23 protein-coding genes and 2 riboswitches are annotated in these 26,600 nt (G+C 41.9%); of the genes, 8 read left to right on the plus strand and 15 right to left on the minus strand.

Annotated elements, in window-relative coordinates:
- Positions 1-28: 28 nt before the first annotated feature.
- The 3 genes from AC0VXY_RS11945 to AC0VXY_RS11955 are packed head-to-tail and all read right to left on the minus strand — an operon-like array spanning position 29 to position 3,481.
- Complete coding sequence (locus tag AC0VXY_RS11945) at positions 29-1,498, minus strand: adenosylcobinamide amidohydrolase (RefSeq protein ID WP_475525371.1); 1,470 nt, start codon at positions 1,496-1,498, stop codon at positions 29-31.
- Entirely contained in the window at positions 1,495-2,553 is a 1,059-nt protein-coding gene (locus AC0VXY_RS11950; protein ID WP_475525372.1) for a FecCD family ABC transporter permease, read from the minus strand. Before AC0VXY_RS11950 ends, AC0VXY_RS11945 begins: the two co-directional genes overlap by 4 nt.
- Positions 2,516-3,481 carry an ABC transporter substrate-binding protein gene (locus AC0VXY_RS11955; protein ID WP_475525373.1) on the minus strand — a complete coding sequence of 322 codons (966 nt, stop codon included), beginning with the start codon at positions 3,479-3,481 and terminating at the stop codon, positions 2,516-2,518. The genes AC0VXY_RS11950 and AC0VXY_RS11955 overlap by 38 nt, the downstream gene beginning before the upstream one ends.
- A gap of 137 nt (positions 3,482-3,618) precedes the next feature.
- A riboswitch (cobalamin riboswitch) is annotated at positions 3,619-3,818 on the minus strand.
- 211 nt (positions 3,819-4,029) lie between these two features.
- On the opposite strand from AC0VXY_RS11955, the gene msrA reads away from it, so the two are divergent.
- Positions 4,030-4,560, plus strand: a complete 531-nt coding sequence (msrA, locus tag AC0VXY_RS11960) for a peptide-methionine (S)-S-oxide reductase MsrA (RefSeq protein ID WP_475525374.1) — start codon at positions 4,030-4,032, stop codon at positions 4,558-4,560.
- Positions 4,561-4,723: 163 nt separating this feature from the next.
- On the opposite strand, the gene AC0VXY_RS11965 is transcribed toward msrA, so the two are convergent.
- Positions 4,724-5,785: a C45 family autoproteolytic acyltransferase/hydolase gene (locus tag AC0VXY_RS11965; RefSeq protein ID WP_475525375.1), complete on the minus strand. Its 1,062-nt coding sequence runs from the start codon at positions 5,783-5,785 to the stop codon at positions 4,724-4,726.
- A 223-nt stretch (positions 5,786-6,008) separates the two neighbouring features.
- Here AC0VXY_RS11965 and AC0VXY_RS11970 point away from each other — a divergent pair, with 223 nt between their 5' ends.
- Entirely contained in the window at positions 6,009-7,232 is a 1,224-nt protein-coding gene (locus AC0VXY_RS11970; protein ID WP_475525376.1) for an MFS transporter, read from the plus strand.
- 54 nt (positions 7,233-7,286) lie between these two features.
- On the opposite strand, the gene AC0VXY_RS11975 is transcribed toward AC0VXY_RS11970, so the two are convergent.
- The gene (locus AC0VXY_RS11975) at positions 7,287-8,144 is read right to left on the minus strand and encodes a CvfB family protein (RefSeq protein WP_435990529.1); all 858 of its coding nucleotides are present in this window, start codon (positions 8,142-8,144) and stop codon (positions 7,287-7,289) included.
- A gap of 215 nt (positions 8,145-8,359) precedes the next feature.
- A riboswitch (purine riboswitch) is annotated at positions 8,360-8,460 on the plus strand.
- Positions 8,461-8,541: 81 nt separating this feature from the next.
- Between AC0VXY_RS11975 and AC0VXY_RS11980 the strand changes: the two genes are divergently transcribed.
- Positions 8,542-9,834, plus strand: coding sequence for an NCS2 family permease (locus tag AC0VXY_RS11980; protein ID WP_475525377.1), 1,293 nt, complete (start codon positions 8,542-8,544; stop codon positions 9,832-9,834).
- A gap of 43 nt (positions 9,835-9,877) precedes the next feature.
- On the opposite strand, the gene AC0VXY_RS11985 is transcribed toward AC0VXY_RS11980, so the two are convergent.
- Together AC0VXY_RS11985 and AC0VXY_RS11990 are read right to left on the minus strand one after the other, a co-directional pair.
- Entirely contained in the window at positions 9,878-11,098 is a 1,221-nt protein-coding gene (locus tag AC0VXY_RS11985; protein ID WP_475525378.1) for an MFS transporter, read from the minus strand.
- A 110-nt stretch (positions 11,099-11,208) separates the two neighbouring features.
- The gene (locus tag AC0VXY_RS11990) at positions 11,209-11,724 is read right to left on the minus strand and encodes a YhcN/YlaJ family sporulation lipoprotein (RefSeq protein WP_475525379.1); all 516 of its coding nucleotides are present in this window, start codon (positions 11,722-11,724) and stop codon (positions 11,209-11,211) included.
- 136 nt (positions 11,725-11,860) lie between these two features.
- Here AC0VXY_RS11990 and AC0VXY_RS11995 point away from each other — a divergent pair, with 136 nt between their 5' ends.
- Positions 11,861-12,589 (plus strand): ZIP family metal transporter, encoded by a 729-nt coding sequence (locus tag AC0VXY_RS11995; protein ID WP_435990526.1) that lies wholly within the window; start codon positions 11,861-11,863, stop codon positions 12,587-12,589.
- Between the two features lie 63 nt (positions 12,590-12,652).
- Here the strand turns inward: AC0VXY_RS11995 and AC0VXY_RS12000 are convergent, their stop codons facing one another.
- From AC0VXY_RS12000 to AC0VXY_RS12010, 3 genes are all read right to left on the minus strand, one after another.
- A complete protein-coding gene (locus AC0VXY_RS12000; RefSeq protein WP_475525380.1) occupies positions 12,653-14,584 on the minus strand; it encodes an endonuclease MutS2 in 1,932 nt (643 codons plus the stop codon).
- Positions 14,585-15,016: 432 nt separating this feature from the next.
- The gene (locus tag AC0VXY_RS12005) at positions 15,017-15,445 is read right to left on the minus strand and encodes a DUF4395 domain-containing protein (RefSeq protein ID WP_435990524.1); all 429 of its coding nucleotides are present in this window, start codon (positions 15,443-15,445) and stop codon (positions 15,017-15,019) included.
- A 126-nt stretch (positions 15,446-15,571) separates the two neighbouring features.
- The gene (locus AC0VXY_RS12010) at positions 15,572-15,850 is read right to left on the minus strand and encodes a YkvA family protein (protein WP_435990523.1); all 279 of its coding nucleotides are present in this window, start codon (positions 15,848-15,850) and stop codon (positions 15,572-15,574) included.
- A 337-nt stretch (positions 15,851-16,187) separates the two neighbouring features.
- Here AC0VXY_RS12010 and AC0VXY_RS12015 point away from each other — a divergent pair, with 337 nt between their 5' ends.
- Complete coding sequence (locus AC0VXY_RS12015) at positions 16,188-17,789, plus strand: ABC-F family ATP-binding cassette domain-containing protein (protein ID WP_475525381.1); 1,602 nt, start codon at positions 16,188-16,190, stop codon at positions 17,787-17,789.
- 68 nt (positions 17,790-17,857) lie between these two features.
- Here AC0VXY_RS12015 and recQ read toward each other — a convergent pair whose 3' ends face one another.
- The 5 genes from recQ to AC0VXY_RS12040 all read right to left on the minus strand — a co-directional run bounded on the left by recQ (position 17,858) and on the right by AC0VXY_RS12040 (position 22,674).
- A complete protein-coding gene (gene recQ / locus AC0VXY_RS12020) occupies positions 17,858-19,987 on the minus strand; it encodes a DNA helicase RecQ (RefSeq protein WP_475525382.1) in 2,130 nt (709 codons plus the stop codon).
- Positions 19,988-20,117: 130 nt separating this feature from the next.
- On the minus strand, positions 20,118-21,719 hold the full coding sequence (locus tag AC0VXY_RS12025; protein WP_475525383.1) for an amidohydrolase: 1,602 nt from the start codon (positions 21,717-21,719) through the stop codon (positions 20,118-20,120).
- A gap of 111 nt (positions 21,720-21,830) precedes the next feature.
- Complete coding sequence (locus tag AC0VXY_RS12030) at positions 21,831-21,965, minus strand: hypothetical protein (protein WP_435990519.1); 135 nt, start codon at positions 21,963-21,965, stop codon at positions 21,831-21,833.
- A gap of 144 nt (positions 21,966-22,109) precedes the next feature.
- Positions 22,110-22,325: a cold-inducible protein YdjO-related protein gene (locus AC0VXY_RS12035; RefSeq protein WP_435990518.1), complete on the minus strand. Its 216-nt coding sequence runs from the start codon at positions 22,323-22,325 to the stop codon at positions 22,110-22,112.
- A gap of 217 nt (positions 22,326-22,542) precedes the next feature.
- Positions 22,543-22,674 (minus strand): YuzL family protein, encoded by a 132-nt coding sequence (locus AC0VXY_RS12040; protein WP_435990517.1) that lies wholly within the window; start codon positions 22,672-22,674, stop codon positions 22,543-22,545.
- Between the two features lie 146 nt (positions 22,675-22,820).
- Here AC0VXY_RS12040 and AC0VXY_RS12045 point away from each other — a divergent pair, with 146 nt between their 5' ends.
- The 3 genes from AC0VXY_RS12045 to AC0VXY_RS12055 are packed head-to-tail and all read left to right on the plus strand — an operon-like array spanning position 22,821 to position 26,596.
- Positions 22,821-24,335: a spore germination protein gene (locus tag AC0VXY_RS12045; protein ID WP_435990516.1), complete on the plus strand. Its 1,515-nt coding sequence runs from the start codon at positions 22,821-22,823 to the stop codon at positions 24,333-24,335.
- A gap of 12 nt (positions 24,336-24,347) precedes the next feature.
- Positions 24,348-25,460 (plus strand): GerAB/ArcD/ProY family transporter, encoded by a 1,113-nt coding sequence (locus AC0VXY_RS12050; protein WP_435990515.1) that lies wholly within the window; start codon positions 24,348-24,350, stop codon positions 25,458-25,460.
- The gene (locus tag AC0VXY_RS12055) at positions 25,457-26,596 is read left to right on the plus strand and encodes a Ger(x)C family spore germination protein (protein WP_435990514.1); all 1,140 of its coding nucleotides are present in this window, start codon (positions 25,457-25,459) and stop codon (positions 26,594-26,596) included. Before AC0VXY_RS12050 ends, AC0VXY_RS12055 begins: the two co-directional genes overlap by 4 nt.
- Positions 26,597-26,600: the final 4 nt, after the last annotated feature.

Raw genomic sequence — 26,600 nt, forward strand, 5'->3', positions numbered from 1 at the left:
TTATGTAGCCATGCTTTTTGCACACTTTTTAATGACCTTCCCCGTTTTTACCCATATAACGTTGGATGGCTTTTTTAGTTACTTCATAAACTCCTCTGCCAATCAACTTTCCTATTGGAGTAATCGGTCCTGCAAAAGGTTCAAGCTCCCCTTTTTGACTGGAAGCAATCAGAATGCTGTCTGTAGGTGTTCCGGTTGCTACATTTCCGTTCCTTTTGTCCCTTATATCCATATCATTCAGTGCTTTCACCTTTGCCTCCGTGGATGTGACGAGGGCTTCGATATATGCTTCATCTGATAAATTCCCATTAATGAAGACCCAGGTATTGATCGTACCCGGTTTAGACTCAATATCATATTGAAAACTCGCTGATACATCCATGGCATTTCCAACACCTGCGGTCACGACGACGAAAATCGATTTCCCCTTCATTTCAAACCGCTCGCAAGTCATGTTAGTTAAATTCAGAGCCGTCATCATACCGACAGATAAAGACGAATCCAGTTCTTTCGTTACGAGATACTCATTCATATCTTGTTTGTAATCCCGGCAGTCATAATCAACGGGTACCCGACGGTTCATAAAATGAGCGTACCAACCGATTCCTGCTCCAATAATACCCGAAGACATACATTTCAACGGAAATGGTGCCGAGAAAAGGATGTATTCTTCTGTCAATGTCAAATACCTTTCATCCAAAATCAGGTTCTCAGTGAGGGGGCCTTCGGGTACGATCACCATCTGTGGTTTGGCCACCAATGGATGAGCGTGTTTCTGAACCTTCGTATGATATACTTCTTCGATATGTTCTTCTTTCAGCACTTCCTCAGGGTGGTGAAGAAGTTTCATTTTGCCCTGGTCCAATAGCAGTAAACGATCACAGTATAGGCTCGCTAAATTCAAATCGTGAAAAATGGCCACCACCGTTAGTTTTTCCTGATCTGTTTGAGTTTTAATCAAATCCAATAGGGACTTCTGATAGGAAAGATCAAGATGATTAGTAGGCTCATCCAGTAGTAAGATTTGAGGTTCCTGGGCAAGAGCCTGGGCGAGGAACACCCGTTGTCGCTCGCCACCTGACAATTCATGAAGATAGCGGTTCTGAAACGTAGAAATCCCTGTCTGCTCCATCACTTTGTCGACCATTTCAACATCCCGGTCAGTCGTAGCCTTAAAGAAACCTTTCTGATGAGCATATCTCCCAAGCATCACCGTTTCCCTTACTTCATATGAAAATGTTTCAGTCGATATCTGTGGTAATACCGCTACATGCGTAGCCAATTCTCTCGAAGAAAAGTGATGAAGTGGTTTTTCCTTCAATGTGATTGCTCCATCCATCAAAGGAAGAACACCCGTCATCGCTTTCAGTAAGGTCGTCTTCCCACTCCCATTCGGACCAAGTATTCCAAAGAACTCTCCTTTTTCTATATGAAAATTTATGTCTTCCACGATCTTATGACCGTCGTACCCAACTGAAACCCCGTTTACATCGATCATGATGAAAGACCCCTTTTCTTTAAAAGAATATAAGCAAACATCGGTGCGCCGACCAAGGCGGTAATCACTCCAATCGGAAGTTCGGTCGGAGCGATGATCGTTCTGGAAAGCAGGTCTGCGAGAACGAGGAACCCTCCACCCACAAGGATTGATAGGGGAAGTAAATGCAAATGATCATGTCCTACTATTCTTCGCAGAAAATGAGGAATCACAAGTCCAACAAATCCGATCGTTCCCGATACGGAGACTGCTGCCCCCGTCAGGATGCTTCCGGCAATCAAAATGATCAGCTTCCTTTTTTGAACCGAGATACCGATATGACGGGCCTGTTCTTCCCCGAAGCTCATCCCGTTCAATTCCTTGCCGTTTAGAATGAGTAACCCCACTCCAATGAGAAAAAAAGGCAAGATGATCGCAACATAATCCCATCCTCTCATGGATACACTTCCAAGAAGCCAGCCGATGATCTGCCTTAGTTCTTCACCTGTGAGTGCGATCATCAATGAAATCACCGAGCCAAGAAACGAGCTGAAGATGATTCCTGTCAATATAATGGTTTCGACCTTCATGGTCTTTTCAACCTTTTGGGCGAACCATAAAACGAGAAATACGGTGATGATTGAACAAACAATACTGAAAAAGGGAAGCGTAAACTTCCCGATGAACGGAATACTCCAATGGAAAAACAATGTGATAACTGCCCCTACCGAAGCTCCTGAAGACACACCCAGTGTATATGGATCAGCCAGAGGATTACGTAATAGCCCTTGAAAAGACGCCCCTGCAATGGCTAAGGAGCTTCCGACCAATAGAGCCAACAATACTCTCGGGAGTCGGATGGTATATACGATGTTCACAAACATGGGATCGACCGTATCAGGTAATTGAAAACCGAAACACTTCGAACCTACGATGTATACAATATCCATCGGTGGAATCGATATCGTACCGATCGAAATGCCTGCAAGCATCGCTGTGAGTATGAATAGCCCTGCCAATCCGTATGTAATCCCTATTTTATTCTGCAAATACCTCTGGATAGATCGATTTTGCAATTTCCTCTACTCCTTCAACCAATCTTGGACCGGTCCTTGTGACTAAATCTGAATGGACATCGTGAACATCTCCATTCTTAACTGCCGTCACATCTTCCCATCCTTCTCTTCCCATTATCTGTTCTTTCGGATTTTCACTGTAATAACCATATGTAGTGATGATTACGTCAGGGTTTGACGAAATGACAGCTTCCTGGTTCACCTGTACCCAACCTTCTTGATCGCTCATCACGTTTTCCGCATTGACCATTGAAAGCATTTGATCTATGAACGTATTCTTACCTGTTGAATAAATGTCAGGTGAAGGTGAAACTTCCACATAGACCTTCTTCTTTTCGGATACTTCACTTGCTTTTTCCTGAATGGAATCCAAATCTGACTTCATTTCAGAAACAACGGACTCCGCCTGATTTTCCTTACCGACAAGTGTCCCGATATCCTGAATTGTATTATATACTTCTTCAAAACTTTTAGCGTCTTGGACGATGAATACATTCACTCCGGCATCTTTCAACTGATTCAAACCTTCCTCTGCTGATTTTGCAGTAGATTCGTGGGCAAGAACCAGGTCTGGATCTAAGCTGACGATTTTCTCTACGTTAAACTCAATTCCACCGATTTTTTCTTTATCGGCGGCTTCTTTCGGAAAGTTATCAAAATCTGTGACACCGACAATTTCCTTATTTAGCCCAAGCTCGAATAAAATCTCAGTATTACTCGGAATTAATGAAACGATATGTTTAGGTTGTTCTTCCAGCGTGACTTTATTATTAAGCGCGTCATCCAACGATAAAGGATACCCGGATCCATCCTGAGTAACTTCTGCTGTTTCTTTTTTCTTCGTTTGATCGCCGTCATTCGTTCCGCATGCTGTCAAGAATCCGATGGCTACTAACAATGCAAGTAAGGCCTTTAATGTGTGTTTCATTTCCTTATTCCCCCTGTTTCTCAACATATTGACAGACAAAAAAACATCTCCAGTGGACTAGAGATGTTGTGTAAGATGCATAAAAAGGTTTTCATTACATGAAACATGCATATTACACCTTTCTATCCGCGTAGATTTGGTGCGATTAAAATCAGGCAGGTCTCCTGGCTCATGGTCATAGTTTGCTGACACCTTCCCGTACATGTCTGCACAGTGGTATAATTTCAGCTCACTCCCATTTACAGTGGCGGGACCGCGTTGGATTTACACCAACTTCCCTATTAAGAAGCTAAGAAGAGTTCATATCTACCGCTTCACCTGATCTCGTAACTTATTTAATTGTTCCGTTCAAAAGAATTATACACAAATTCCCTTGGTTAGGAAATGTATTTTCATGAAATTGTTGAAAATTGTAGAATTGGCTGTTCGTAATAATAGTAGCATCTCCTTTAGACAAGGTATTTTGATTGTTCCTTTGATGCTTTCGTGGTAGAATCTGTTCAAGCTATCGCTTTACTGCTTTACATATGGTACAGGAGGTTTATTAAATGAATGATAGAGAAGTCGCTACCTTTGCAGGAGGGTGTTTTTGGTGCATGGTAAAGCCGTTCGATGAGCTGCCAGGGATCATTGATGTCGTATCGGGATATTCGGGCGGTCATCTAAAAGACCCTTCGTATGAGGATATTAAAGCCGGTGACAGCGGGCATTATGAAGTGGTTCAGATCACCTTTGATCCCGCTCTGTTTCCTTACGAAAGGCTATTGGAGCTATACTGGCCCCAGATCGACCCGACTGATGATGGTGGTCAATTCCATGATCGCGGCGAACAGTACCGAACAGCTATCTTCTATCACAATGAACACCAGAAACAATTAGCTGCGGGGTCCAAAAACACGATAGAAGAAAGCGGACGATTCAAAAAGCCAATCGTCACCAAAATCCTTCCTGCCACAACCTTTTATCCGGCAGAAGACTACCATCAAAAATTCTATAAAACGAATCCAGAGGAATACAATCAAGATCGCGCAAAGTCTGGGCGCGATGAATTCATAGATGGAAATTGGAAAAACAATTAATAGCATGAAAAACTCCTTTTGCCAAACTAATGGCTATAGAAAGGAGTTTTTTTATTTAGAACCGCTCATACATTTTTATGAATAGGCACATTTTAAAAATAAGAACCGAGGAAGTCCTCCACAATGTTAAGCCGTAAATCCCTTGATTTGCTCGGTTCCCCCCTTATTCCTGCACTTCTTCCATAAATAAGAACGGCTCGTTTGTATCGAACTCCCCTGAAATTTTCCGGATGGGAATATCACTTCCCCTGATCCAATCTTGAAAGTCCACCACCACTCCATTGGAACTTTCTCCAAATCCGATTAAGCATCGCAGTGATTCACATTGAAAGACACATGTATGAATCGTTCCTGCCCAAGCATCATACGCTTTCTTGAAAATCGGGCTGTCTCCTCGGTTAAACAGGTTGAATGCCTCCTTCATAGTTAATGCCTTTTCCTGCACGGTCCGTAATATATCCAGCCTCTTTTGAGAGTCCTTTAAATAATGTCTGTTATCCTTTTTCATATGATTCATCTGAAAATGGTTGGTACAACTTAAGGTTGAATGGTGATACACCCCTATACCTCTCGGAGAAGCTTCTACCACGGCAGCTTTGCCACTTTGGTCGTATAGAGAATAGTTAAAACTGTGTCTGTGTGGGAGCCTGCGCAACACTTCGATGGCTTCGTCTGTATTTTTACATGTGTCCAGAAGGATGCGGGCGATCGTTGTACAAATGAACCCTTCTCCCGGCTTTATTCGATTCACGAAATGAAAACCGACTGCCAATCCTTTTTCGTTCAACCCGTCTATTCGTCCGATTCCCCTTCCTGAAAATCCGATAGATGCATATCCACCCGCAGGCTTCACAAGTATCAGCCTGCCTTCATACGTTTTCGGGTGATAATCATAATTCCTCACATAAATTCCATCCTTCGCCAAAGACGAACAACCTGAATTCACCCACTCCTGTTGAAAGCCCGAATATTCATGTATGGTATCAGCCAATGACCACTGTAAACCATAGGATAGTCCATTTAATTCATCCCATAATCCGGGTGCGAAATGTCGGAGTAGTCTCTCTGCTTCATCCATCTTTACATTATAATCTCTCAATGACTTCTTTCGTCTCTTTTGATGGTGGGAATAGAGTGGCGACTGACGGAGTTCCTTACCGAATTGAACACCAATCTCATAATAGGTCCCTCTGGACTGCAATACGTCTATAACAACCTCTTTCATTGACCCACGCCCCTTTCTGCGAATAAAGGATAATATCGAATAAAAACTTCTTCTTTTTCTCCTGCTTATGCTACACTTGATTCATAAAATACGAGGAGGAAATATCATGCAAAAAACATTCAAAACACTTTCACTATTCCAAGAAGGAGTGAACGTTCTGGATTAACGAAACGACGCTCCTTCTTCCGGGAAATATAAAAACACAGGAAGCAGGAGACAAATTATGACGAAACAAACACTTGCAGCCCATAACATTCGGGTGTTATTTTGGATTTCTTTTTTTGGCACAATCAGTTTTCTTCAACCCGTACTAACGTTATTCTATTTCGAAAGAGGGTTAACCTCTTCTGATATTTTAATTGTGCTCATGTTCTGGAGCGGTGCCGTATTACTCGGGGAGGTACCGACTGGAATATTTGCAGATCGGTTTGGTGCCAAATATTCTTTTCTATTCGGTTCTTTACTTAAGTTCCTTAGTATCACACTGCTTTTATTCGCCTATGAACCTTGGATGTTCTTCTTATACAGCTTCATCAATGGATTCAGCGTAACCTTTTTTTCCGGAGCCGATGAGGCATTAATCTATGATTCCCTCAAAGAGTCAAATGAAGAAAATCGAATGGATCATGCCATGGGAAAGATTCAATCAGCCTCGTTTATCAGTATGCTGATTGCCGTCCTTTTCGGTTCCTATTTGGCGAGGGATCTGGCGGAGAGTCAATTCACTCTGCTCATCTTACTGGGTTTAGTCTTTCACTTAATAGAACTATTCTTAATCCTTTCAGTCAAGCAGCCGTCTGTTGATTCATTTCAGAAAGAAAACCCTTTTTCCCAAATAAAGAGTGGTATCAGGGTGATACGCCAGGCACCCCAGTTATTGTTGATGTTTTTAAACGTAACATTGGTCTTCATTCCGGCTGGTGCCGTTTACCAATACTTTGATCAACCGCTTTTACAGGATGCTGGGGTGCCCGTCTACTTGATTGGAGTCTTTTATGCAGTTTCTGCCATTCTTGGCTATATTGCATCGAATTCAATCGGTTGGATGACAGCACGCTATTCCAGGGTGATGCTCATGAATATATCTGGTTTATCAGCGGCAGCGGGGTTACTCATATCCGGCTTGTTCGGGTCTTCTTTATGGATTGTATTAGGTTCATTTTTCTTATTAAGGCTTGTCCGGGCAGTCCGTTACCCGATTTATTCACAATTAAGCAATGATTTAATTCCGTCCGGGATCAGAGCGACGACCATCTCCCTTCTGTCCATTGTGGATTCAGGCTTGGACCTTGTTGTGTTCGGAGTGCTGTCTACGATTGCTTTGAATGGCTATTCACACGTACTCATTGGGTGTGCCATTATCGCCCTTGTCGGATCACTTTTACCGATTAGACCGGTCCAAACAAAGAAGGAACGTCATCAGGTCAAGCAAAACGGATCATACTGAATATAGAAGAGAGTGCTGACAATTTGTCAGCACTCTTCTTCATGTTGAGATCATTTATTTCCTTAGATACGTCCAGCCTTCTTCCTGGTACACCTTATTATCTTTCATCAGTTTTCCAAGAGCCCGTTTAAAGGATGCTTTACTCATATTGAATCGATCTTTGATTTCTTCCGGCTGACTCTTATCCCAAAATGGAATCGCACCGTTCCGAACTGCCAGATACTCAAGGATGACTTCAGCATCATCCTGCATTTTATCCTGCTTCAATGGTAAGAACGAAACATTCAGGTTTCCGTCATCCTTCACGTCGATGACCCTTCCTTCAACCAGTTCCCCGAGTCTTGGCTCCGCTTTTCGCTCATTCATGTGAACGAAGCAGCGATATCCTTGTTCAGATAAAAAGAAAGTCCCTACTCTCAGAAGTCGATAAACCCTTCCCTGCACTTTGGCATTCATCATTTCAGCGGATGCTCTTCTTGATACCTGTTCAATGATGTTTTCAGTGGCCAATCTTCCGTATAACCGGTCTTGCTTATCGCGATTTAAGGTAAGAAACAGCTGATCGCCAGGGTTCGGCCAAAGCTCCTGGAATTTTGGAAGATCATCTGATGAGACCAAAATATCCTTAGGCAATCCAATATTCACAAATACGCCTAAATCTTCCCTCTTATCCACTACTTCTGCCCAACCGTATGCACCGACTTGCACTTTAGGGATTCGCATGGTCGCTGTCAAGCGCACGTCCTTATCATGATAAAGAAATACTTTCACCGTATCTCCCTCTTGGATTTCTTCAGTTATTTCAGAGTGATGCAGAAGTACACGATCGATATCATTCGTTAGAAAGAAACCGTATGGCACTTCGTGATCAACGTATAAATCCTCTACTGTACCTGGTTTTAAAGAAGACATTATATTTATTCCTCCAATATTTATTCACGTATTAACTTACGTTTTCTCTACTCATTGTTTGTATCCACTAAATATAGCTTTTTTCAGGAATGATGTATAGGGCGTATGCTATTTTTAATAATAAATCATCAATTTAGAAAATAATGAATTCACGAACTTTTACCGGTTCCATTGACCGGAAGATAGTCAGTTGTTATGATTCTCCTAATTCAATTATACCAAATAAAGATGCACCTTGTATAAGTTCAAGAATATGGCTTGAACGTTTCTACCAGCTACCTTAAATGGCTTGTCTACAAGATAAAGTATGACCAATGGAATTATTTTATCCTGTAGATACACTCTGGTTGATTCAGTCACCGGAGTTTTTTTATTTTATCTACACGGAGGGTTAAGTATGAAAACATTCTTTCAATTTGCTGAAAGAGGGACAAATTATAGAAGAGAAGCGTTAGCAGGTGTCACGACTTTCCTGTCGATGGCTTATATTCTTGTTGTGAACCCCATCATCCTGAGTCAGGCCGGAATGGATAAAGGGGCATTATTTACAGCGACCGCTCTATCAGCGATAGTTGGATCACTGTTAATCGGTCTACTGGCAAACTTTCCGATCGGGATCGCCCCCAGCATGGGACTCAACTCGTTCTTTACCTTTTCGGTATGTATCGGAATGGGAGTGGACTGGGAAATTGCCCTGACAGGAGTATTTATTGCAGGCATCATCTTTATGATTTTAAGTGTCATGAAAATTCGTGAAAAGATCATCAATGTCATCCCGCAGGATTTAAAATTTGCCATTGCCGGCGGCATCGGTTTTTTCGTGGCATTCATTGGTTTTAAAAATGCAGGGCTCGTCGTTGCCAACCCTGAAACATTTGTATCGATTGGGAACCTTTCTTCCCCACCGACACTACTTGCTGTGTTTGGTTTTATCATTACCCTGATGATGTTGGTGAAGGGAATTAAAGGCGGGATATTCTATGGGATGGTTGCAACGACCATCATTGGGATGGTCGCGGGACAAATCTCCGTGCCTCACTCCATTATTGGTGGTGTTCCGAGTCTCGAGCCGACATTCGGAGTGGTATTCAACCATTTAGGGGATATATTCACTCTTGAAATCATGGCGGTCATCTTTACCTTTCTGTTTGTGGCTTTCTTTGATACGGCAGGTGCCTTGATTGCGGTCGCCAGTCAAGCAGGGATTATGAAGGATAATCAGATTCCGAACGCAGGCCGCGCTCTCCTGGCTGACTCTGCATCGGGAGTGGCAGGAGCGATATTTGGGACCTCAACGACAGCATCATTTGTAGAGTCCTCTGCCGGGGTGGCCGTCGGGGGAAGAACCGGATTCACGTCTATCGTGATTGCCATCTGTTTCTCCGTCGCCCTGTTCTTTTCCCCCATCTTATCGGTCATCACTCCAGAAGTGACTGCCCCTGCACTTATTATTGTCGGTGCATTGATGGCTACGGAAGTCAGGCATATCAATTGGAATCGTCTTGAAGTGGTCATTCCTTCTTTTGTAACGATTATTATGATGCCTTTAACCTTCAGTGTTGCAACAGGGATCGCATTAGGTTTCATTCTTTATCCATTTGCGATGATTTCCTTGAAAAAATGGAAAGAAGTTCATCCAATCATGTACATCCTTTGTGGGTTATTCATCATTTACTTTGCATTTTCTTAAAAACCGAAGAGGTGATTCCGTTTGGACGGGATCACCTCTTTTGTTATTTATGAAAGTTTCTTACTTCTTCGTCTGAAGGAAGGAAGAATGTCATCATCCCGAGTAGAGGAAGGAAGCTGCATAGGATCATCACGAATCGGATGGTGTAAAGATCGGCCAATCCTCCAAAGATAACTGCCCCGACAGCACCCATGCCGAATGCCAAACCAACGGTCAAGCCGGACACCATCCCGATTTTTTTTGGCATCAGCTCTTGTGCATACACCACGATAACACTGAAACTAGACGATAAAATAAAGCCAATGAAAAAAATAAATGGAAAGACAATGGAGAGCGGTAAATAAGGTAAAGCAAGTGTCAAAGGTGCAGCACCGATCATAGAAAAGAAGATGATGTTCCTCTTGCCAAAACGATCGGCAAGAGGACCCCCAAGGAAGGTACCCATGACTCCTGCAAACATAAAAGCAAATATGTATGCCTGGGCTTTTTTAATGGTAAGACCGTAGTCCTCAATCAAATAAAATTGATAATAATTTGATAACCCTGCTCCGTACCATGACCTTGCAAACACGAGAAATACAACAAACACCATCGCCCACTTAATTTTCGGGTTTATAGGCGTTTTTCTTCCATCTTCACTCTTTTTCCTCATATTCATTTCATTGAAACGTAATTGATTTGAATACCAATTAGATACCCGGAACAAGACTACGACTCCAATAATGGCTACAATAGTAAACGATAAGGCTCCTTTTTGACCAAAAGGGACAAAGACAAAAGCAGTAATCAACGGGGCGAGCGCCTGGCCGGTATTTCCACCGACCTGATAAATCGACTGAGCCAGTCCCCTTCGATTTCCGGCAGCCATATAAGCCACTCTTGAGCCTTCAGGATGGAAAATGGCAGAGCCGAATCCGATAAATAATACTGAAACGATGATCCAAATGAAATGACCGGATAGGGAAAAACCGATCAACCCTGCTAAGCTGGACAACATCCCCAATGGAAGTAAGTACGGCTTCGAACGTATATCGGCATAAAATCCGAAGACCGGCTGTAATAAAGAAGATGTCATATTGAGCGAGAAGGCAATCCAGCCGATTTGCATATAACTCAGCTCCAATGACTTCTCAATGATCGGGAACATAGCTGGTACGACAGCCTGGAGTGTGTCATTGATAAAATGACCCGAACTGATGGCTAATAGAATTCCATAAATAGTAGGATTCACTACCGTTTTTGAAGCTGTTTGGGCCACTTCCATCTCTCCCTTAAATCTATTTCGTTACTCTAAATAGTATACTGAATAATTCGAACATTTCCTATGGATAAATAAAAAAAGCCGAAACGGAGTTCGACTTTTTTACTGAAGCATTATCCTCTATTCGGGAATACTCGTTTTACCATATCCGCTATTTCTTCACCAAATCCTTCAATCGGTTTCCCATTTCTGGCTTTATCGGCATACCCTCTCATTCGGTCTACGAAATCAGGATTTGTTGACACGTACACATTGTTGATACTGCCATTTTCTTTTTTCACTTGATCTGAGATTTTCTTTTCCAATTCCTTTGAAACGTTCCCATTCTTCTGGTCTTCTAATACAGCAGCAACGTATGCATTTTGCTCAGTCGTCAGGACATAAGCACTTTTCACTTCATTAAGTTCTGCCACTTTACCCGCTTCTCTGTCAGCAAGGGAGTAATTTTCTCTCATCGTCCCCTCGTTCACATAATCCCGGTTCGCCTGATCATTCTTGTAGTTCACTCTCTCCAGATTACGGTTGTTCATTTGCTGTCCTTCTTCATTCATGTTATTGCTTGTTCCGCAGCCGGCAGCAGTGATCATGAACAGTAATCCAATCGTTGTAATCAATAGATATTTTTTCATTTCTTTGCCTCCTGAAATTTATTCAATCTTACTTTCCCCAATGCTCTCTGGATCTATTCACGAGATCAGAAAATGTTTAATCCATTACTCAATTAGGGAAAACTCGATATGAAAACGATTAAGGGAGGTAGGATCATTGTTCCAGGCAGCTTTATGGGGAGGGGTAGCCAGTCTCTCCCTCTTGATCGGGGCATTTATGGCCTTATATCTTCATATACCAAAGAAAGTTGTAGCGTTTATTATGGCATTAGGTACAGGTTTGATCATTGGATCCGCCACTTTTGATCTCTTAAGTGAAGCAGAGGGAAAAGCGGATCCGATTTATCTCATCTCCATGTTCCTTCTGGGTGCCCTCATCTTTACTCTATTTGAAATATTCATTTCTAAAAAAGGTGGAAGCGAAAGAAAACGGTCGAAGAAGAATCCCCACGGCCACTCGGGGCTCGCCATTTATGTGGGTACCATCATGGATGCCATACCGGAATCCATCATCATCGGTGTGAGCTTTATTGGAAGTCAATCCATGCAATGGGTCTTCATCATCGCTATATTCATCAGTAATTTGCCTGAATCTTTATCCAGCAGTATAGGCTTAAAGCTCGATCATTACAGCACGAAGAAAATCCTTTACTTATGGGGAAGTGTTGTCATTCTTTCTTCTCTCAGTTCGTTGTTTGGATATGTATTACTGCAGGATGCCCCCGAAAGCACTTCGTATATAATCGGAGCGTTCGGGGCTGGAGGGCTGCTCGCTATGGCCTCTTCAACGATGATGCCGGAAGCATATGAGGAAGGCGGCCCCATTGTCGGTTTCCTTTCTTCCCTGGGAATCATTCTTTCCTTTGTGTTGACACATATGTCTTAGAATTTTTGAAGAATCTTAGATAAAAAAACGTACTCAAGTTTAGTCTTGAGTACGTTTTTTCGATCACTCCTCATGTTCGATTGTCAAGCCTTCTACAAAACGTTTCCCCATGAGTTTATCCTTTTTACGATTTTCTTTGCTATTGAAGATAATATCGAAATCGTAATCGTCTGGATACAACTCCAGGGCAGATACATACAGACGGAGCCGTTTATGACTTACAGATCGCTTTTCCCCTTTGATCTGTACGGTGTAATTCCCTACACCATCAGGGCCTTCATATACAATTCCAAATTCTCCTTCTGGGGAAATCTTGACATTATCTCCTTTGGTAAAGGAGATAATGTTTCTTTTTTCTTTCTGGATTTTTACGTGATTCCTTTTTTTATGTTTGTTTACGATGATCTGCTTCTCCATTTCCTTTTTCACACCGTAGTCGATTTCTCCCAGACTATAGATTTTCTTCGTCTTATAGGTGATTTCATGTGCTTTTTCAATGATCTCCGGGTGCATCCCAAGCTTCAACGCTATAGAAAATGCCTGACTGTCCCCACCTTGACCGACAATCAGTTTATATGTTGGCTGCAAAGTGTCGATATTAAATTCCATACTGCCATTCATAAAGCCTTCATGCTCTTCTGCAAAATGTTTGATTTCACTATAATGAGTAGTGGCAATCAGTGTGGCGCCCTTTTCATATAATTGATTCAGGATAGCCGTGGCAAGACCCATTCCCTCCATAGGATCTGTACCGGAGCCAAGTTCATCCAACAGAACAAGTGACCGGTCGTTTGTATCCTTTAATATGTTGATAATATTTTTTATATGTGAACTGAATGTGCTCAAGTTTTGTTGAAGACTCTGCCCATCCCCGATGTCCAGAAGTATTTGCTGATAAATACTGATCTCACTGCCTTCGGCTGCAGGAATATGCAAACCACATTGGGTCATGAGGGTAAGGAGCCCAACCGTCTTTATGGTTACGGTTTTCCCACCGGTGTTGGGGCCAGTGATGACCAATGCATGAAATCCCTCCCCCATCTTGATGGATAGAGGGACTGCCTGTTTCCCCAATAGGGGATGAACCGCATTGATCAAGTGAATCCTCTGTTCTTCATTCACAACAGCCTTCAACCCACCATATGAGCGACTATATTTTGCTTTGGCAAACAACACATCATAATGGACCATCGTTTCAACCGCAAGCATTAATTGTGGCTCGTATGTTTGCACCAACCCAGTTAATGTCCATAGAATATTTTCAATTTCATGATCTTCTTCGAGTTTTAAAGTGAGGAGCTGGTCCTGTTGTTTGCTTAATTCCTCCGGCTCGATATACAGGGTTGAACCCGATGCTGAGGAATCCAGAACGGCACCTTTCATCTTCCCCTTGAATTCTTTCTTGATTGGAATGACATATCGACCGTTTCGTTGACTTACGATCGCATCTTGAAGGTAGGATTTGTATTTAGACGATTTAACAATCGATTGTATTTTATCCTTTAACCGTTCTTCCTGAATTCCCGATTGCTTTCGGATCCTCAACAATTCTTTACTCGCATAATCGTCGACTCTGCCGTTCCTGATACATCTGTTGATTTCCTCCCCGAGATCGGGGATATCTTCAATTGAATAGACATAGGATGAAACTCTGGGTGCGAGCCATTGTTTATCCTCCATGTATTTTTTCAGCTTTTTACATGCATCGAGAAAATAATATAAACTTGTGAGCTGATCCGGCCTCAGGGGCACCCCTTTATTCAGATTCGCCATGATGCTTTCCACCCCATCTAAAGCATGAATCGGTACACTGGCACTTTTCTTTAAAATGTGGACAGCTTCCGTTACCTCATCCAGGCGCATTTCAATTTGACGGATATTTGTGGATGGCCGTAAGTTCAATAATTCCTTTTTACCTTCTTCCGTCAGGGCAAACCTCATAAGTTCTTCTTTCACTAAGTTAAATTCAAGTGTTTGAAACGTTTTTTCATTCATTCCATTTCCCTCCGAATATACAAAAATAGACCACAACGAACAATGTCCATCGTGGTCTTCCTTCACTCGTATACAATCCTCCCCATCATAATAGCTCACGTGTAAACGCAAACAGTAAAAGTCTTCCAAACAACTATGTGAAAAGAAGTCCTCATTTGCGGAAATGTGCACAAAAAAAGAGCTGTGCACAAAGACACAGCTCTCCTGATTAAGGGTTTGAGTATGCTATGACCATTGTTCTTAACTACATTTTAAAGGCACAGCTAAATAAGCTGATCCAGTAGCCTGAATTAAAAAGACCACTGCCTGCAAAATGTCCGTATTCATTTCACGGTTAGTTAAGAACGACACCTAACATATAACATACTCCCTTTGTATACACTATTTAAATTCAAGATTAGTTTACGACGTATTCCATCTATTGTCAATAGGTTACTGTAATGAACGTTTATATTGGAACTTTTTCCATTGAAAGCGAATGAAACATCCTATGCAGAAGCCTGCAAGAGCGACGGATGCAGCCACGAAAACCAATCCTGAGAAGAGATAAACCCCCGTATCCCATCCTGCCAGGCTACTTATGATGGCGCCTCCTAGACAGCTGACAGCAATGATATTGTTGAACCGTTGCTGCTCAGCATCTTCAGGTGGATATGCAGAAGGTTCTTTCTTTAAGAATAACTTCCCTGCCTTCATGACGGGATTATATTTAAAAAGTAAAGCTGACATTCCGACAAAGAACGGAAGCAGTAAGAGAGATTCTATTTGGATCAACCATGAAATAGCAACAGTTGATACAATGAACCATTGATTCAATTGAACTAATGGTCTTGGTATTGAATTGGCTGGAGCTGTACTCATATTAATTCATACCTTTCTGATTGGAATTAGTGTAATTACAGTGTATGGGATAGAGATGAAAAAATCAAAAGAAAAAACCGAATCCGGATGCCCATTTTTTGGTCGGTTTCGGTTTTTTCTTTTCTGTCACTTCTTTAACTCATATTTTTTTTGTAACTCCTCAGGAGCCATCTTTACCATCAGTTGAAGAATGAAGGTAAACACCGCCAGATCATCGACGATCCCCAGTAATAGAAACACATCCGGGATCACGTCCACCGGCAACCAGATATAAAAAGCAACCAACCCCACGGATAAACCCTTCTTCACCGGTGAAACATCACTGGAACGAAAAAAATCAACCAAAAACGGAACCGATCTCCGAACATTAAAAAGAAACCGCACCCGCTTCATAAACCTTATCATTACGTCATCACCTGTTTGTTTTTTTGTTATCATAGCACACAAACCAACAGAAAGTATAAATTACTACAGAGCATTGATTTTTGGCTCATTCGAGGGAAACGAACGTTTCCCTCGCCTTTCAGCAGGAGCTGAAAGGTTCCCAGGGGAAATGAGCCAAAAATCCCCCCATATAAAATAATAACCTATTCCCACATGAGCCCCTTTTCTTTTTCTAAAATCCTCTCCATCCTTATGTAAAACCCCCGTAAATTTATCACTGTTCCTGCTAACACTCTATCTTTTTAGCATACTTGCGTGTTATAATCTTTTAGATTGAGTATTAGGAGGTATTTCACATATGATTCAAGTATCAGATGTAAGCTTACGTTTTGGTGATAGAAAGTTATTCGAAGACGTGAATATAAAGTTTAATCCAGGGAATTGCTACGGACTTATCGGAGCAAACGGTGCTGGTAAATCAACATTTTTAAAGATTCTTTCAGGAGAAATCGAAGCGCAGACCGGCCACGTCTCAATGGGGTCAGGCGAGCGACTTGCTGTCTTAAAGCAGGATCACTTCGAATATGAAGAATATGAAGTGCTGAAAGTTGTCATAATGGGGCATACCCGTTTATATGAAGTCATGCAGGAAAAAGACGCCATCTACATGAAAGAAGATTTTTCTGATGAAGACGGCATGAGAGCGGCAGAATTAGAAGGAGAATTCGCCGAGCTTAACGGTTGGGAAGCTGAATCAGAAGCGGCTATCCTACTAAAAGGATTAGGAATCAACGAAGACCTTCACACGAAACAAATGTCCGAACTGACCGGTGGAGAAAAAGTAAAAGTATTATTAGCACAAGCACTATTCGGCAAGCCGGATGTCCTTTTACTCGATGAGCCTACCAACCACTTGGACATCCAAGCGATTCAGTGGTTAGAAGACTTCTTGATCAATTTTGAGAACACAGTCATCGTTGTATCACATGACCGTCACTTCTTAAATAAAGTATGTACACATATTGCCGACCTGGACTTTGGAAAAATCCAAGTGTATGTCGGGAACTATGATTTCTGGTATGAGTCCAGTCAATTAGCACTGAAAATGGCTCAGGATCAGAATAAGAAGAAGGAAGAAAAGATCAAAGAGCTTCAGGCATTCGTTGCCCGGTTCAGTGCAAATGCATCTAAATCGAAACAAGCCACTTCACGTAAAAAATCGTTGGAGAAAATTTCATTGGATGACATCAAGCCAAGCTCACGTCGTTATCCATACGTACAATTCAAGCCGGAGCGTGAAATCGGAAACGATGTTCTGCGTGTTGAAGGTCTTACAAAAACGGTTGATGGAGTGAAGGTCTTAAACAATGTTTCCTTTATCCTGAATAAAGAAGACAAAATCGCTCTTGTCGGAGTAAATGAAATTGCCAAGACCACTCTTTTCAAAATCCTTGCAGGGGAAATGGAACCTGATAGTGGAACATTCAAGTGGGGAGTTACGACATCCCAAGCTTACTTCCCGAATGAAAACTCCAAGTATTTTGAAGGAAACGAACCTTCCCTTGTGGACTGGTTACGCCAGTACTCACCGGAAGATGAGAGTGAAACATTCCTTCGCGGATTCCTGGGTCGCATGCTTTTCTCAGGGGAAGAAGTATTGAAGAAGCCGAGTGTTCTTTCCGGAGGGGAAAAAGTTCGTTGTATGTTATCCAAGATGATGCTTAGCGGGTCAAACGTTCTTCTACTAGATGAACCTACCAACCACTTGGATTTGGAATCCATCACGGCATTGAATAACGGATTGATCAATTTCAAAGGGGCAATGATTTTCGCATCCCATGACCATCAGTTCATTCACACAATTGCGAACCGGATCATCGAAATCACCGAAGATGGTGTCATCGATAAAGAAACAACCTACGATGAATTCCTGGAAATGAAGGCTGCCATGAAGGCGTAACAAGATATAAATTAAAAAAGCAGATGCCGATAAATCGGCATCTGCTTTTTTGTTATATGTGACAAGAGCTATGAACTTTGTCCGCTCTTCACTAAATACCCTTTGATTTGAAAATAGCTGATTTCTTTCGGTAGCTCTTCTTTTATTGGTTTCAACAAGTCTGTCCCTGCCTGTGAAACGGCTTCTTCTATCAGGCTTTCCTCTTCTTCTGTAAATAGGATGCTCCAATCATCAAGTATGCCTTCCTGATAAGTACGGATAATATGATTTTCAATCGTAGCCGTACTCATACCCCGCTCTTTCGCAATTTCTTTAATTCCTTTGTGATCCTTAAATAAGGCATAACTGATCAAATAGGATGCCGTATCAGATTTGTTTACCTTACGGGCAGGTGCAGGTTTGACTGTCTCCACTTGATGTGTTGGATTCTCTTCTAAGAAAGCTGATATTTTCCCAATGAACATTTCTCCATAGCGCTCCTTCTTACTTTCCCCCACTCCACTAACCTGAAGAAATTCTTCTGAGGTTTTCGGCATCTTCACACACATATCCTGTAATGCCTTATCCGAGAAAATAACAAAAGGCGGGACCCCTTCTGAATCTGCAATTGATTTCCGGAGGGCTCTAAGGGTCTGAAATAAACCATCTTCTTTCGGGATAATGGCAGAAACCGTAGGCTGTACCTTTCTGGATACGGTTCTTTCTCCCATTAATACCTCTTTTCCCTTGGATGACACTTTCAGAACAGGAAAGCTGCCACCTTCAACCTGGATGATCCCTTCAGAAATCAAATAATCGATGAACAGTCCGACTTCTTTCTGAGATTGATCCTTCATTAATCCATAGGTAGATAGCCGGTCAAATCCCCATTCAATTATTTTCTTATTCTTTGATCCCGTCAGCACACCACTGATTAGGGAGGTTCCAAACCTCTCATTCATCCTCATCATACAAGATAATACCATTTGTGCTTCCTTTGTAACATCCTCGGATTCTCGCTCATCCAGGCAATTGCTGCAATGGCCGCAGGCTTCTTCTACGAGTTCCCCGAAATATGCCAGAATGTAGTTCTGTAAACATGATTCGGTATGAACAAAATCAACCATGTCACGTAATTTCTGCATCTCATTCTGATGCAATTCAGGATTGATGATATTTTGATCAATGATATACCTCTGCGTTTGGATATCCTGAGGAGAAAACAATAAGACACATTCGCTATCTACTCCATCACGACCTGCCCTGCCGGCCTCTTGATAGTATCCCTCCATATTCTTCGGGATTTGATAATGAATCACGAATCGGACATTCGACTTATTAATTCCCATGCCAAACGCATTGGTCGCTATCATGATTGTAATGGAATCATTCAGGAAAGCCTCCTGCTGGTCCTGCCTTAATGTATCAGAAAGCCCGCCATGATATTTACCGACGGATACTCCTTTTTTCTCAAAAAACGTATAAAGGTTTTCAACTTCTTTCCGTGTCGCACAATAGATAATACCTGAATGCTGATTATTCTTTTTTACATATTTTTCTACCCAACGTTTACGATCTTCTCCTTTTACCACTTGGAAAAATAAGTTCGTCCTCTGGAATCCAGTTAATACTTTGTATTTTTCCGGAATATGCAAGTGATGAAGAATATCGTATTGCACCTGGGGAGTGGCAGTTGCTGTAAGAGCAAGAATCGACGGGTTTGAACGTAGTTGGTTCACTGCGTTGTAGATCCCTAAATAGCTTGGTCTAAAATCATGGCCCCATTGGGATAAACAATGGGCTTCGTCAACAGCTACAAGGGGAATGGGCAATGTATTGAGGAAACGAATGAATCCATAAGATTCCAATCGCTCGGGAGCAATATAAACTAGCTTGTATTCCCCTGATGATATCTCTTCCAATCTATTCTCTACTTCACTGGTTGAAAGGGTACTATTAATATAGGTAGCGGGAATCCCTTGATGAATCAATGAATCCACCTGGTCTTTCATCAGGGAGATAAGGGGCGAGATCACCAGGGTCACGCCATCGAGCATCAGTGCGGGAATCTGGTAACAAAGTGATTTCCCACCGCCAGTGGGCATAATGCCGACTGTGTTTTTTCCGTCTAATATGTATTGAATGATGCTTGCTTGACCATCCCTGAATTCATCATAACCAAAGTATTGCTTTAATACTCTTTTTGCTTCTGAGATCACAATCTTCCCTCCTAATGATATTCTTGTCCCTATATTGTATTAAAGAAAAGCGGAGGTGCCAATAGGAAGTCCAAAGTTCACACAAAAAACCCCCTCTTTCTCTCCGATTTGAGGGGGCGTTTCCATATAATTATAACGAATAAACCTTCTTACCATTATGCCACGTTTCTATAACCTTGATGTTATTTAATTCATCACTAGAAACCTCCATGGGATGCCGATCCAGCAGGATGAAATCTGCACGTTCTCCTTCTGATAGTGTTCCTGAATTATGTGGTTCATCTAATTCGATGATCGTAGGCATGGACGTATATCCCCGATAGGCTTCATTCACTGTCAGCTTTTCCTGTGGTTGCCAGCCGCCTGCTGGATTTCCGGAAAGATCTGTCCTGTTCACCGCTGCAAACATGCCCTCGAAGGGATCAATGGAACCAATAGGCAAGTCGGAGCTTAATGTATAAGGGATTCCACGGTTTACGATACTTTTAAATGCATCGCAGTAGGGAGCAAGCTCTTCTCCTACCCATTTTACTTTTTGGTTCCATTCCCCCATCAAGAAAGAAGGCTGAGTTTCAATGGTGGGTTTGATTTTTTCCAAGCGATACAGTAAGTCCTCCCCCAAGGTTTGAGCATGGATGATCCTGTGATGATACGTATCGGTTCGCGCTTCTTTCTGTTCGAGTGCAGTTATCGCCTGTTCAACTGCTTGATCACCGATGGCGTGCATGGCCACCTGCATGCCATTATTACCTGCCAGCCTTACCAGCTCATTCAACTCTTCCTGGGAATAGATCAAGATGCCATTTGTATCAGGCCGGTCCTTATAAGGTATCCTCATGGCAGAGGTATGAAGGCGTTGAGTCCCATCAAGGAAAATCTTCACAGCCCCCACCTTAACATGCTCTGTACCTTCACCTGTGCGATGAGGATGTTGCTCAAGAAAATCCTGCAGATGTTCCTTTTTAAAGATGTAATGATGTAAATATACTCTTAAAGGTAATTCCCCTTCTTCTTCCAACTCGGTATAGGCCGTCCACAATCGTGCATATGAACCAATGAAATTCAGGTCGTCCGTGTGAATGGTTGTAATCCCATGCTTGAGCATATGAGGGATTCCATGTTTGATTGCATCCTTGGCATCCTCACTGCTTCTGCTCCGGAAATGATGTTTGATGAAATGAACGGCACTATCCTTGAAACGACCTGTCCATTCCCCACTGTCATCTTTTTCTTTAAAAGCATCTGGGATTTCGTTAAATTCCTCTTCGTCCTTTAATAATTCCATGACCTTATGATTCACAATGCACTCATGGCCGTCCTGATGAAGAAAAAACATATACGTATGTAAATGCAGTTCATCCAGATCCTTACCGGTCAAAAGATTATTTCGATCCTTAAACTCACTATCATCCAGGCCTCTTCCTACAATCCAATCCCCATTCTCCATCTCAGGATAATATTCAAGAACTTCCTTTTTCATTTCATCCCAGCTCGTCACATGTCTAAGGTCCAGTTCCCTCTTCATTAAACCATATCGTAAAAAGTGCATATGTGAATCATGAAAAGCCGGGGACAGCACTCTCTCCATCCCATCGACTTCTTCCTTCGTGTCGTTTTGCCTTTCCCCTTCTGTGATCTCCCTTATTCTCCCCTCCTCGATCGTTACACTATATTTCTTAGTGGGGTTTGTATATTCATGGCCGTCATATAATCGAACATTCGATATCTTCATTAGACACTTCCTCCTTATTGTTAGGTATATTCTTGTTTATACCTCAACCCGATTAGGTTAAACGTAAAAAAGCTGTACATGCATATTCGCATGTACAGCCTCTTCAATGAATCAGAACCATCTAAATGTTTTTTCTTCCTTATTTTCGTCAACTGGTTTGGTCAGCTTCCAAAAACCGTCCCACACAGTTTCTTTACGCTCATTTTCAATGGAAGTACTTTTCTCTTCTTTCTCTTTCTTGGACATGATGCTCCCTCCTTTAATACATAAATACATTACATACTATTCAAATGTAAAAAAAGAGTTTAATCATTTTTTTGCAATTCAAAAAAAGAGTTACGATTAGGACTGAAAAAAGAACCAATCAGGGGATTGGTTCTCTACGTTCAATCAGGATGATTTCATTGTTGGATGGGGATTATCCACCACTTGGAGTACTTTAGTGGAAGTCACCATATCTTCTTTACAAAGCGGACACTTAGGTGTATCTTCACTTTTGAAATTGTCTCTCATCCAGCCCTTACAACCTTCAGCGGAACAAGCCCAAATCTTTGTTTCCTCTGTTTTTATTTCTTCCTCAACTTGATTTCTACGACCAAAAGCCATTGAACGTCCTCCTTTAAGATAAGTAGGATTTCCTTGCTAAGCTTTCTAACAGGAAAATATTGATTGTGGTAATTTATGCTGCAAATAGTATGTGGTCAATAATTGTACGTTAAATAATCGGATAAAATGCATCGATTATTTCCATTATACCATACTTGACTCCATTTTAATATACCCTCACTTAAGTATGGGTTTATGTAAAGATGGAAAGAATGAATCATTTTTTCTTTTTGCTCCTTGAGGATGACGCCTTCACCCCGCCTGGCATTTCTTGACTTGTCGTGCCCTGCCCTTCTACTTGAGCAGAACCCAAAGTGGCTTTAGAAGCATCCTTCTTCCTGTTACTCATCGAAATCACCTCCAGTTCTACCGTTCCCATGAACATCTTATTTTATGTATATCGTTTTATAAATCCAAATAGGCCCTTTCAATGAGTAAGAAACGGTTACATGGGAAATCTAATCATTAAATTAAGGTTTTAGGGTGTTGAAGTGTGTGTTCAAACGAAGAGAAGTTAAGAAGAGTATAGATCAAGGTTCTCCCCACAGCTTTGATATTGAGGACTTCCATAAGGAATTGCTTGGTTTGGTGAGCGATAGTGAAGATTTAGTATTCAGAGTCATCACAAAAGGGGATCAAAAAATCGCAGTGGCTTATTTTGACGATCTGATTAACATTACTTCCATGCAGGATAGTATTGTCAGACCCCTCGAAGAATCCAATGAAGAGCTGAACTATCGCCTGATTAAAGACACGATTAATATTGCAAAGCTTACAACAACCAATTCCATTACTGATGTAGTCGATAATCTTGTGAACGGGACCGCTTATATCTTTGTAGAGGGGGATACCCACGGGGTATTAGCGGATGTGGCGGATAAAGGCACCCGGGCACTTGAAAAGGCGGAAACCGAATCATTGGTGTTCGGGCCGAAAATCTCATTCACTGAATCCATAACTAAGAACCTCAATTTGATTCGCTCAAACATCAACGATCCTAAATTATGCGTTGAGACCTTTATGGTGGGGTCAAGAACGAAGAAAAAAGTTCAAATGGTTTATATTAAGGACATTGCCGAGGAAGAAAACGTCAATACGTTCAGACAACGGGTTACAGATATTGAAATTGACAGCATTGTGGATTCAACTGTACTTGCTCAATTGATTGAAGATAATTCTTTTACCTTCTTCCCGCAATTCATCACGACGGAGCTGCCTGACCGGTGCACCATCTCCCTTCTTCACGGCAAGATCGCCTTACTTGTGGATCGCAGTCCCACGGCGATCATCGGACCTTCCACGTTCATAAATTTCTTTGAATCTACCGAAGATATTTATATGAGATGGAATATGGGTACATTTCTACGGATGATCCGCTTTGTAGCGATCTTTTTTTCAATTCTTTTGACTCCGGCATATGTAGCGGTCCTAACGTATCATTACGAAGTCATTCCTTCTGCTCTATTAGTGTCATTGGGACAGTCACGGTCAAATGTGCCCTTCCCCCCGGTCTTCGAAGCACTTTTGTTGGAATTTATCATTGAATTGTTAAGAGAAGCCGGAGCCAGATTACCAACCAAGGTAGGACAGACGATGGGGATCGTGGGTGGTATTGTCATCGGCCAGGCATCAGTTCAGGCGGGATTCACCAGTAATATCCTGATCATCATCATTGCGATTTCCGCTCTGGGATCCTTTACAGCTCCAAGCTACGCCATTGGGACCGCCGTTCGGATCATACGATTCCCAATCATCATCATGGCAGGATTATATGGCGGGGTCGGAATCATGTTTTGCTTTTGCTTTATATTGATTCATTTACTGAAGATCACCACATTGGGAAGACCCTATTTGTCTCCCATCTATCCTTTCAGATTTTCTGATTTGAAGTACAGTATATTCCGGATGCCATATCAGTATTTAGTCAAACGTCCCGTTTCCAACCATCCCATTGACAAGGGACGCATCCCGATTAAAAAAGCAAAAATGAAAAAAGACGTCGATGAGTAGAGGGTGAAGTGTATGGAAATTAATGTGAATCCTAAAGAACGGCTGATGTTTAATGCATTTTTGCTTATGTTTATTTTACATACCGCCCAAACCGGGGTCGGTATTGCCGGATTACCAAGGATCATCTATATGGAAGCGAATAGGGATGCTTGGATCTCGGTGATTATTGCCGGCATTCTTGTTTCATTTGTGTTATTTCTCATGATTAAAACCCTAGAAAACTATGATAGTGCAGATTTATATGGGATCCATATGGACATATTCGGAAAATGGATCAGTAAAGGAATGAATGTACTTTATATCCTGTTTTACCTGAGCGTGACGTATGTCATCCTGATGAATTACATCGAAATGGTACAAGCTTGGATCTTCCCGAGAATGCCGACTTGGCTATTGATGGGACTGCTCATATTCTTACTCGTTTATGGCGTTCTTGGAGGGATCAGAGTGGTAGTGGGAATTGCGTTTTTAGGTTTGATCCTGGCATTTTGGCTATTATTCATGATATATACCCCGGTTAAATTCATGGACTTCAATCACCTTCTGCCAGTCTTGACTTCCTCTCCCAAGGAAATCATGATGGGTGTCTATAAGACGAGCTTTACCATCATTGGCTTTGATTTAGTATTATTTGTCTATCCTTATATAAAGGAAAAGAAAAAAGTGTTAAAGTATGCCCTCATCGGCACCGGGTATTCAACCTTTTTATTCACGGTGGTGACCGTTGTTAGCATTGGTTTTTTCTCAGAGGACGCTTTGTTAAAGACAATCTGGCCAGTTCTATCCATGTTCAAAATCTTGAGGATTCCAAACCTGGAGCGCTTTGAATTTATTGCCGTATCCTTCTGGATGTTAGTCATCCTTCCGAACATATGCTTGTACTTTTGGGTAGCGACCAGGGGAATGAAGAGAGTATTTCATTTTTCTCAGAAAAAAGCCATCTATCTCTTTGCAGCCCTCTTATGGATATTATCACTATTCGTTCATGAAAGGGTAACGATGAATACCATCACGGATAAAGTGGGTACTGCAAGTTTTTTTCTGTCTTTTATGTATCCCGTCCTCCTCTTTATCCTGGTCAAATTAAAACATATCGGGAACAAGAAAATAGGTGTAGATAAATGAATAAAGTCATGTTACTTATTTTGGTCTGTCTCCCTTCTTTTTTCTTGAGCAGCTGTGTGGAGACGAAATATTTAGAAAAGCTCGGTCTGATCACAGCCGTCGGGTATGACCAGGCTGAAGATGACAAAATCACGGGGACGCTCGTGCTCTACCAGTTCAACCCTGGCATGGAGGATGTTGAAAAGGTCCTCTCCACCACGTCTAAAACCAGTAAAGGAATCAGGCTATCACAAAATCTAGAGTCTGATCACAAACTTGTGTCCGGCCAGTTGAGGATCGTCGTATACGGCCGGGAGCTTGCAGCCAGAGGGATTTCTCACCTCGTGGATACACTTGAAAGAGATTCCGCAATCGGTAATATGGTGTATTTAACGATCGCCGATAAGACGGCTGAAGAAGTATTGAGGTTTCAGACGGATGAAAGACCTTCAAATAGGGGGACCTACCTTTACAATTTAGTCAGGCAGAACGTAGAAACAGAGATGATTGTTTCCCCAACCCTCCAGGAATTCATCACTGATTACGGAAGCGTTGGTAAAGACCCCATCCTTCCATTATTGAAGGCGGCAAATGGAAAAGTCGGGGTAGATGGCTTCGCATTATTCACAAGAGATAAGTTCATTAAAGAAATTAATAAAGACAGGATCTTCTTCATCCGTTCTTTGATGGAAGACTACAACGCAGGCAGTGTAGAGGTTGAATTACCTCTAGATAAGTTCAAGCCTTACTTATCGCGCCTACCTGCAGCTCCCGATAGCAACAAAGTGTATATGATGATCGACAGCATTAAATCTTCCCATACGATTCAGACAGAAAAAAAAGAGCGGGCTTCATTCAAGGTCGAATTGAACCTTGAGTCCCGAATACTTGAAATGACCGAAGAATTGAAGCTGTCTAAACCAAAGGCCATGCAATTGGTTGAAGAGGAAGTTGAGAAATATATTGAAAAAAACATTAAGGATACCCTCCTCATGCTTCAGGAAGAAGGAACAGATCCGATTGGGTTTGGAATGGAGTACAGGAGCGTCAGGGGACACGAGGATTTGACAAGGAAGCAGTGGGACAAACTGTATAAAGAGGCTACCTTTGATGTGAAAGTGAATAACAAAATCATCCGTACGGGTGTTATCGATTAATAAC

It is taken from the genome of Rossellomorea sp. QJM3NY_18, assembly GCF_056173145.1.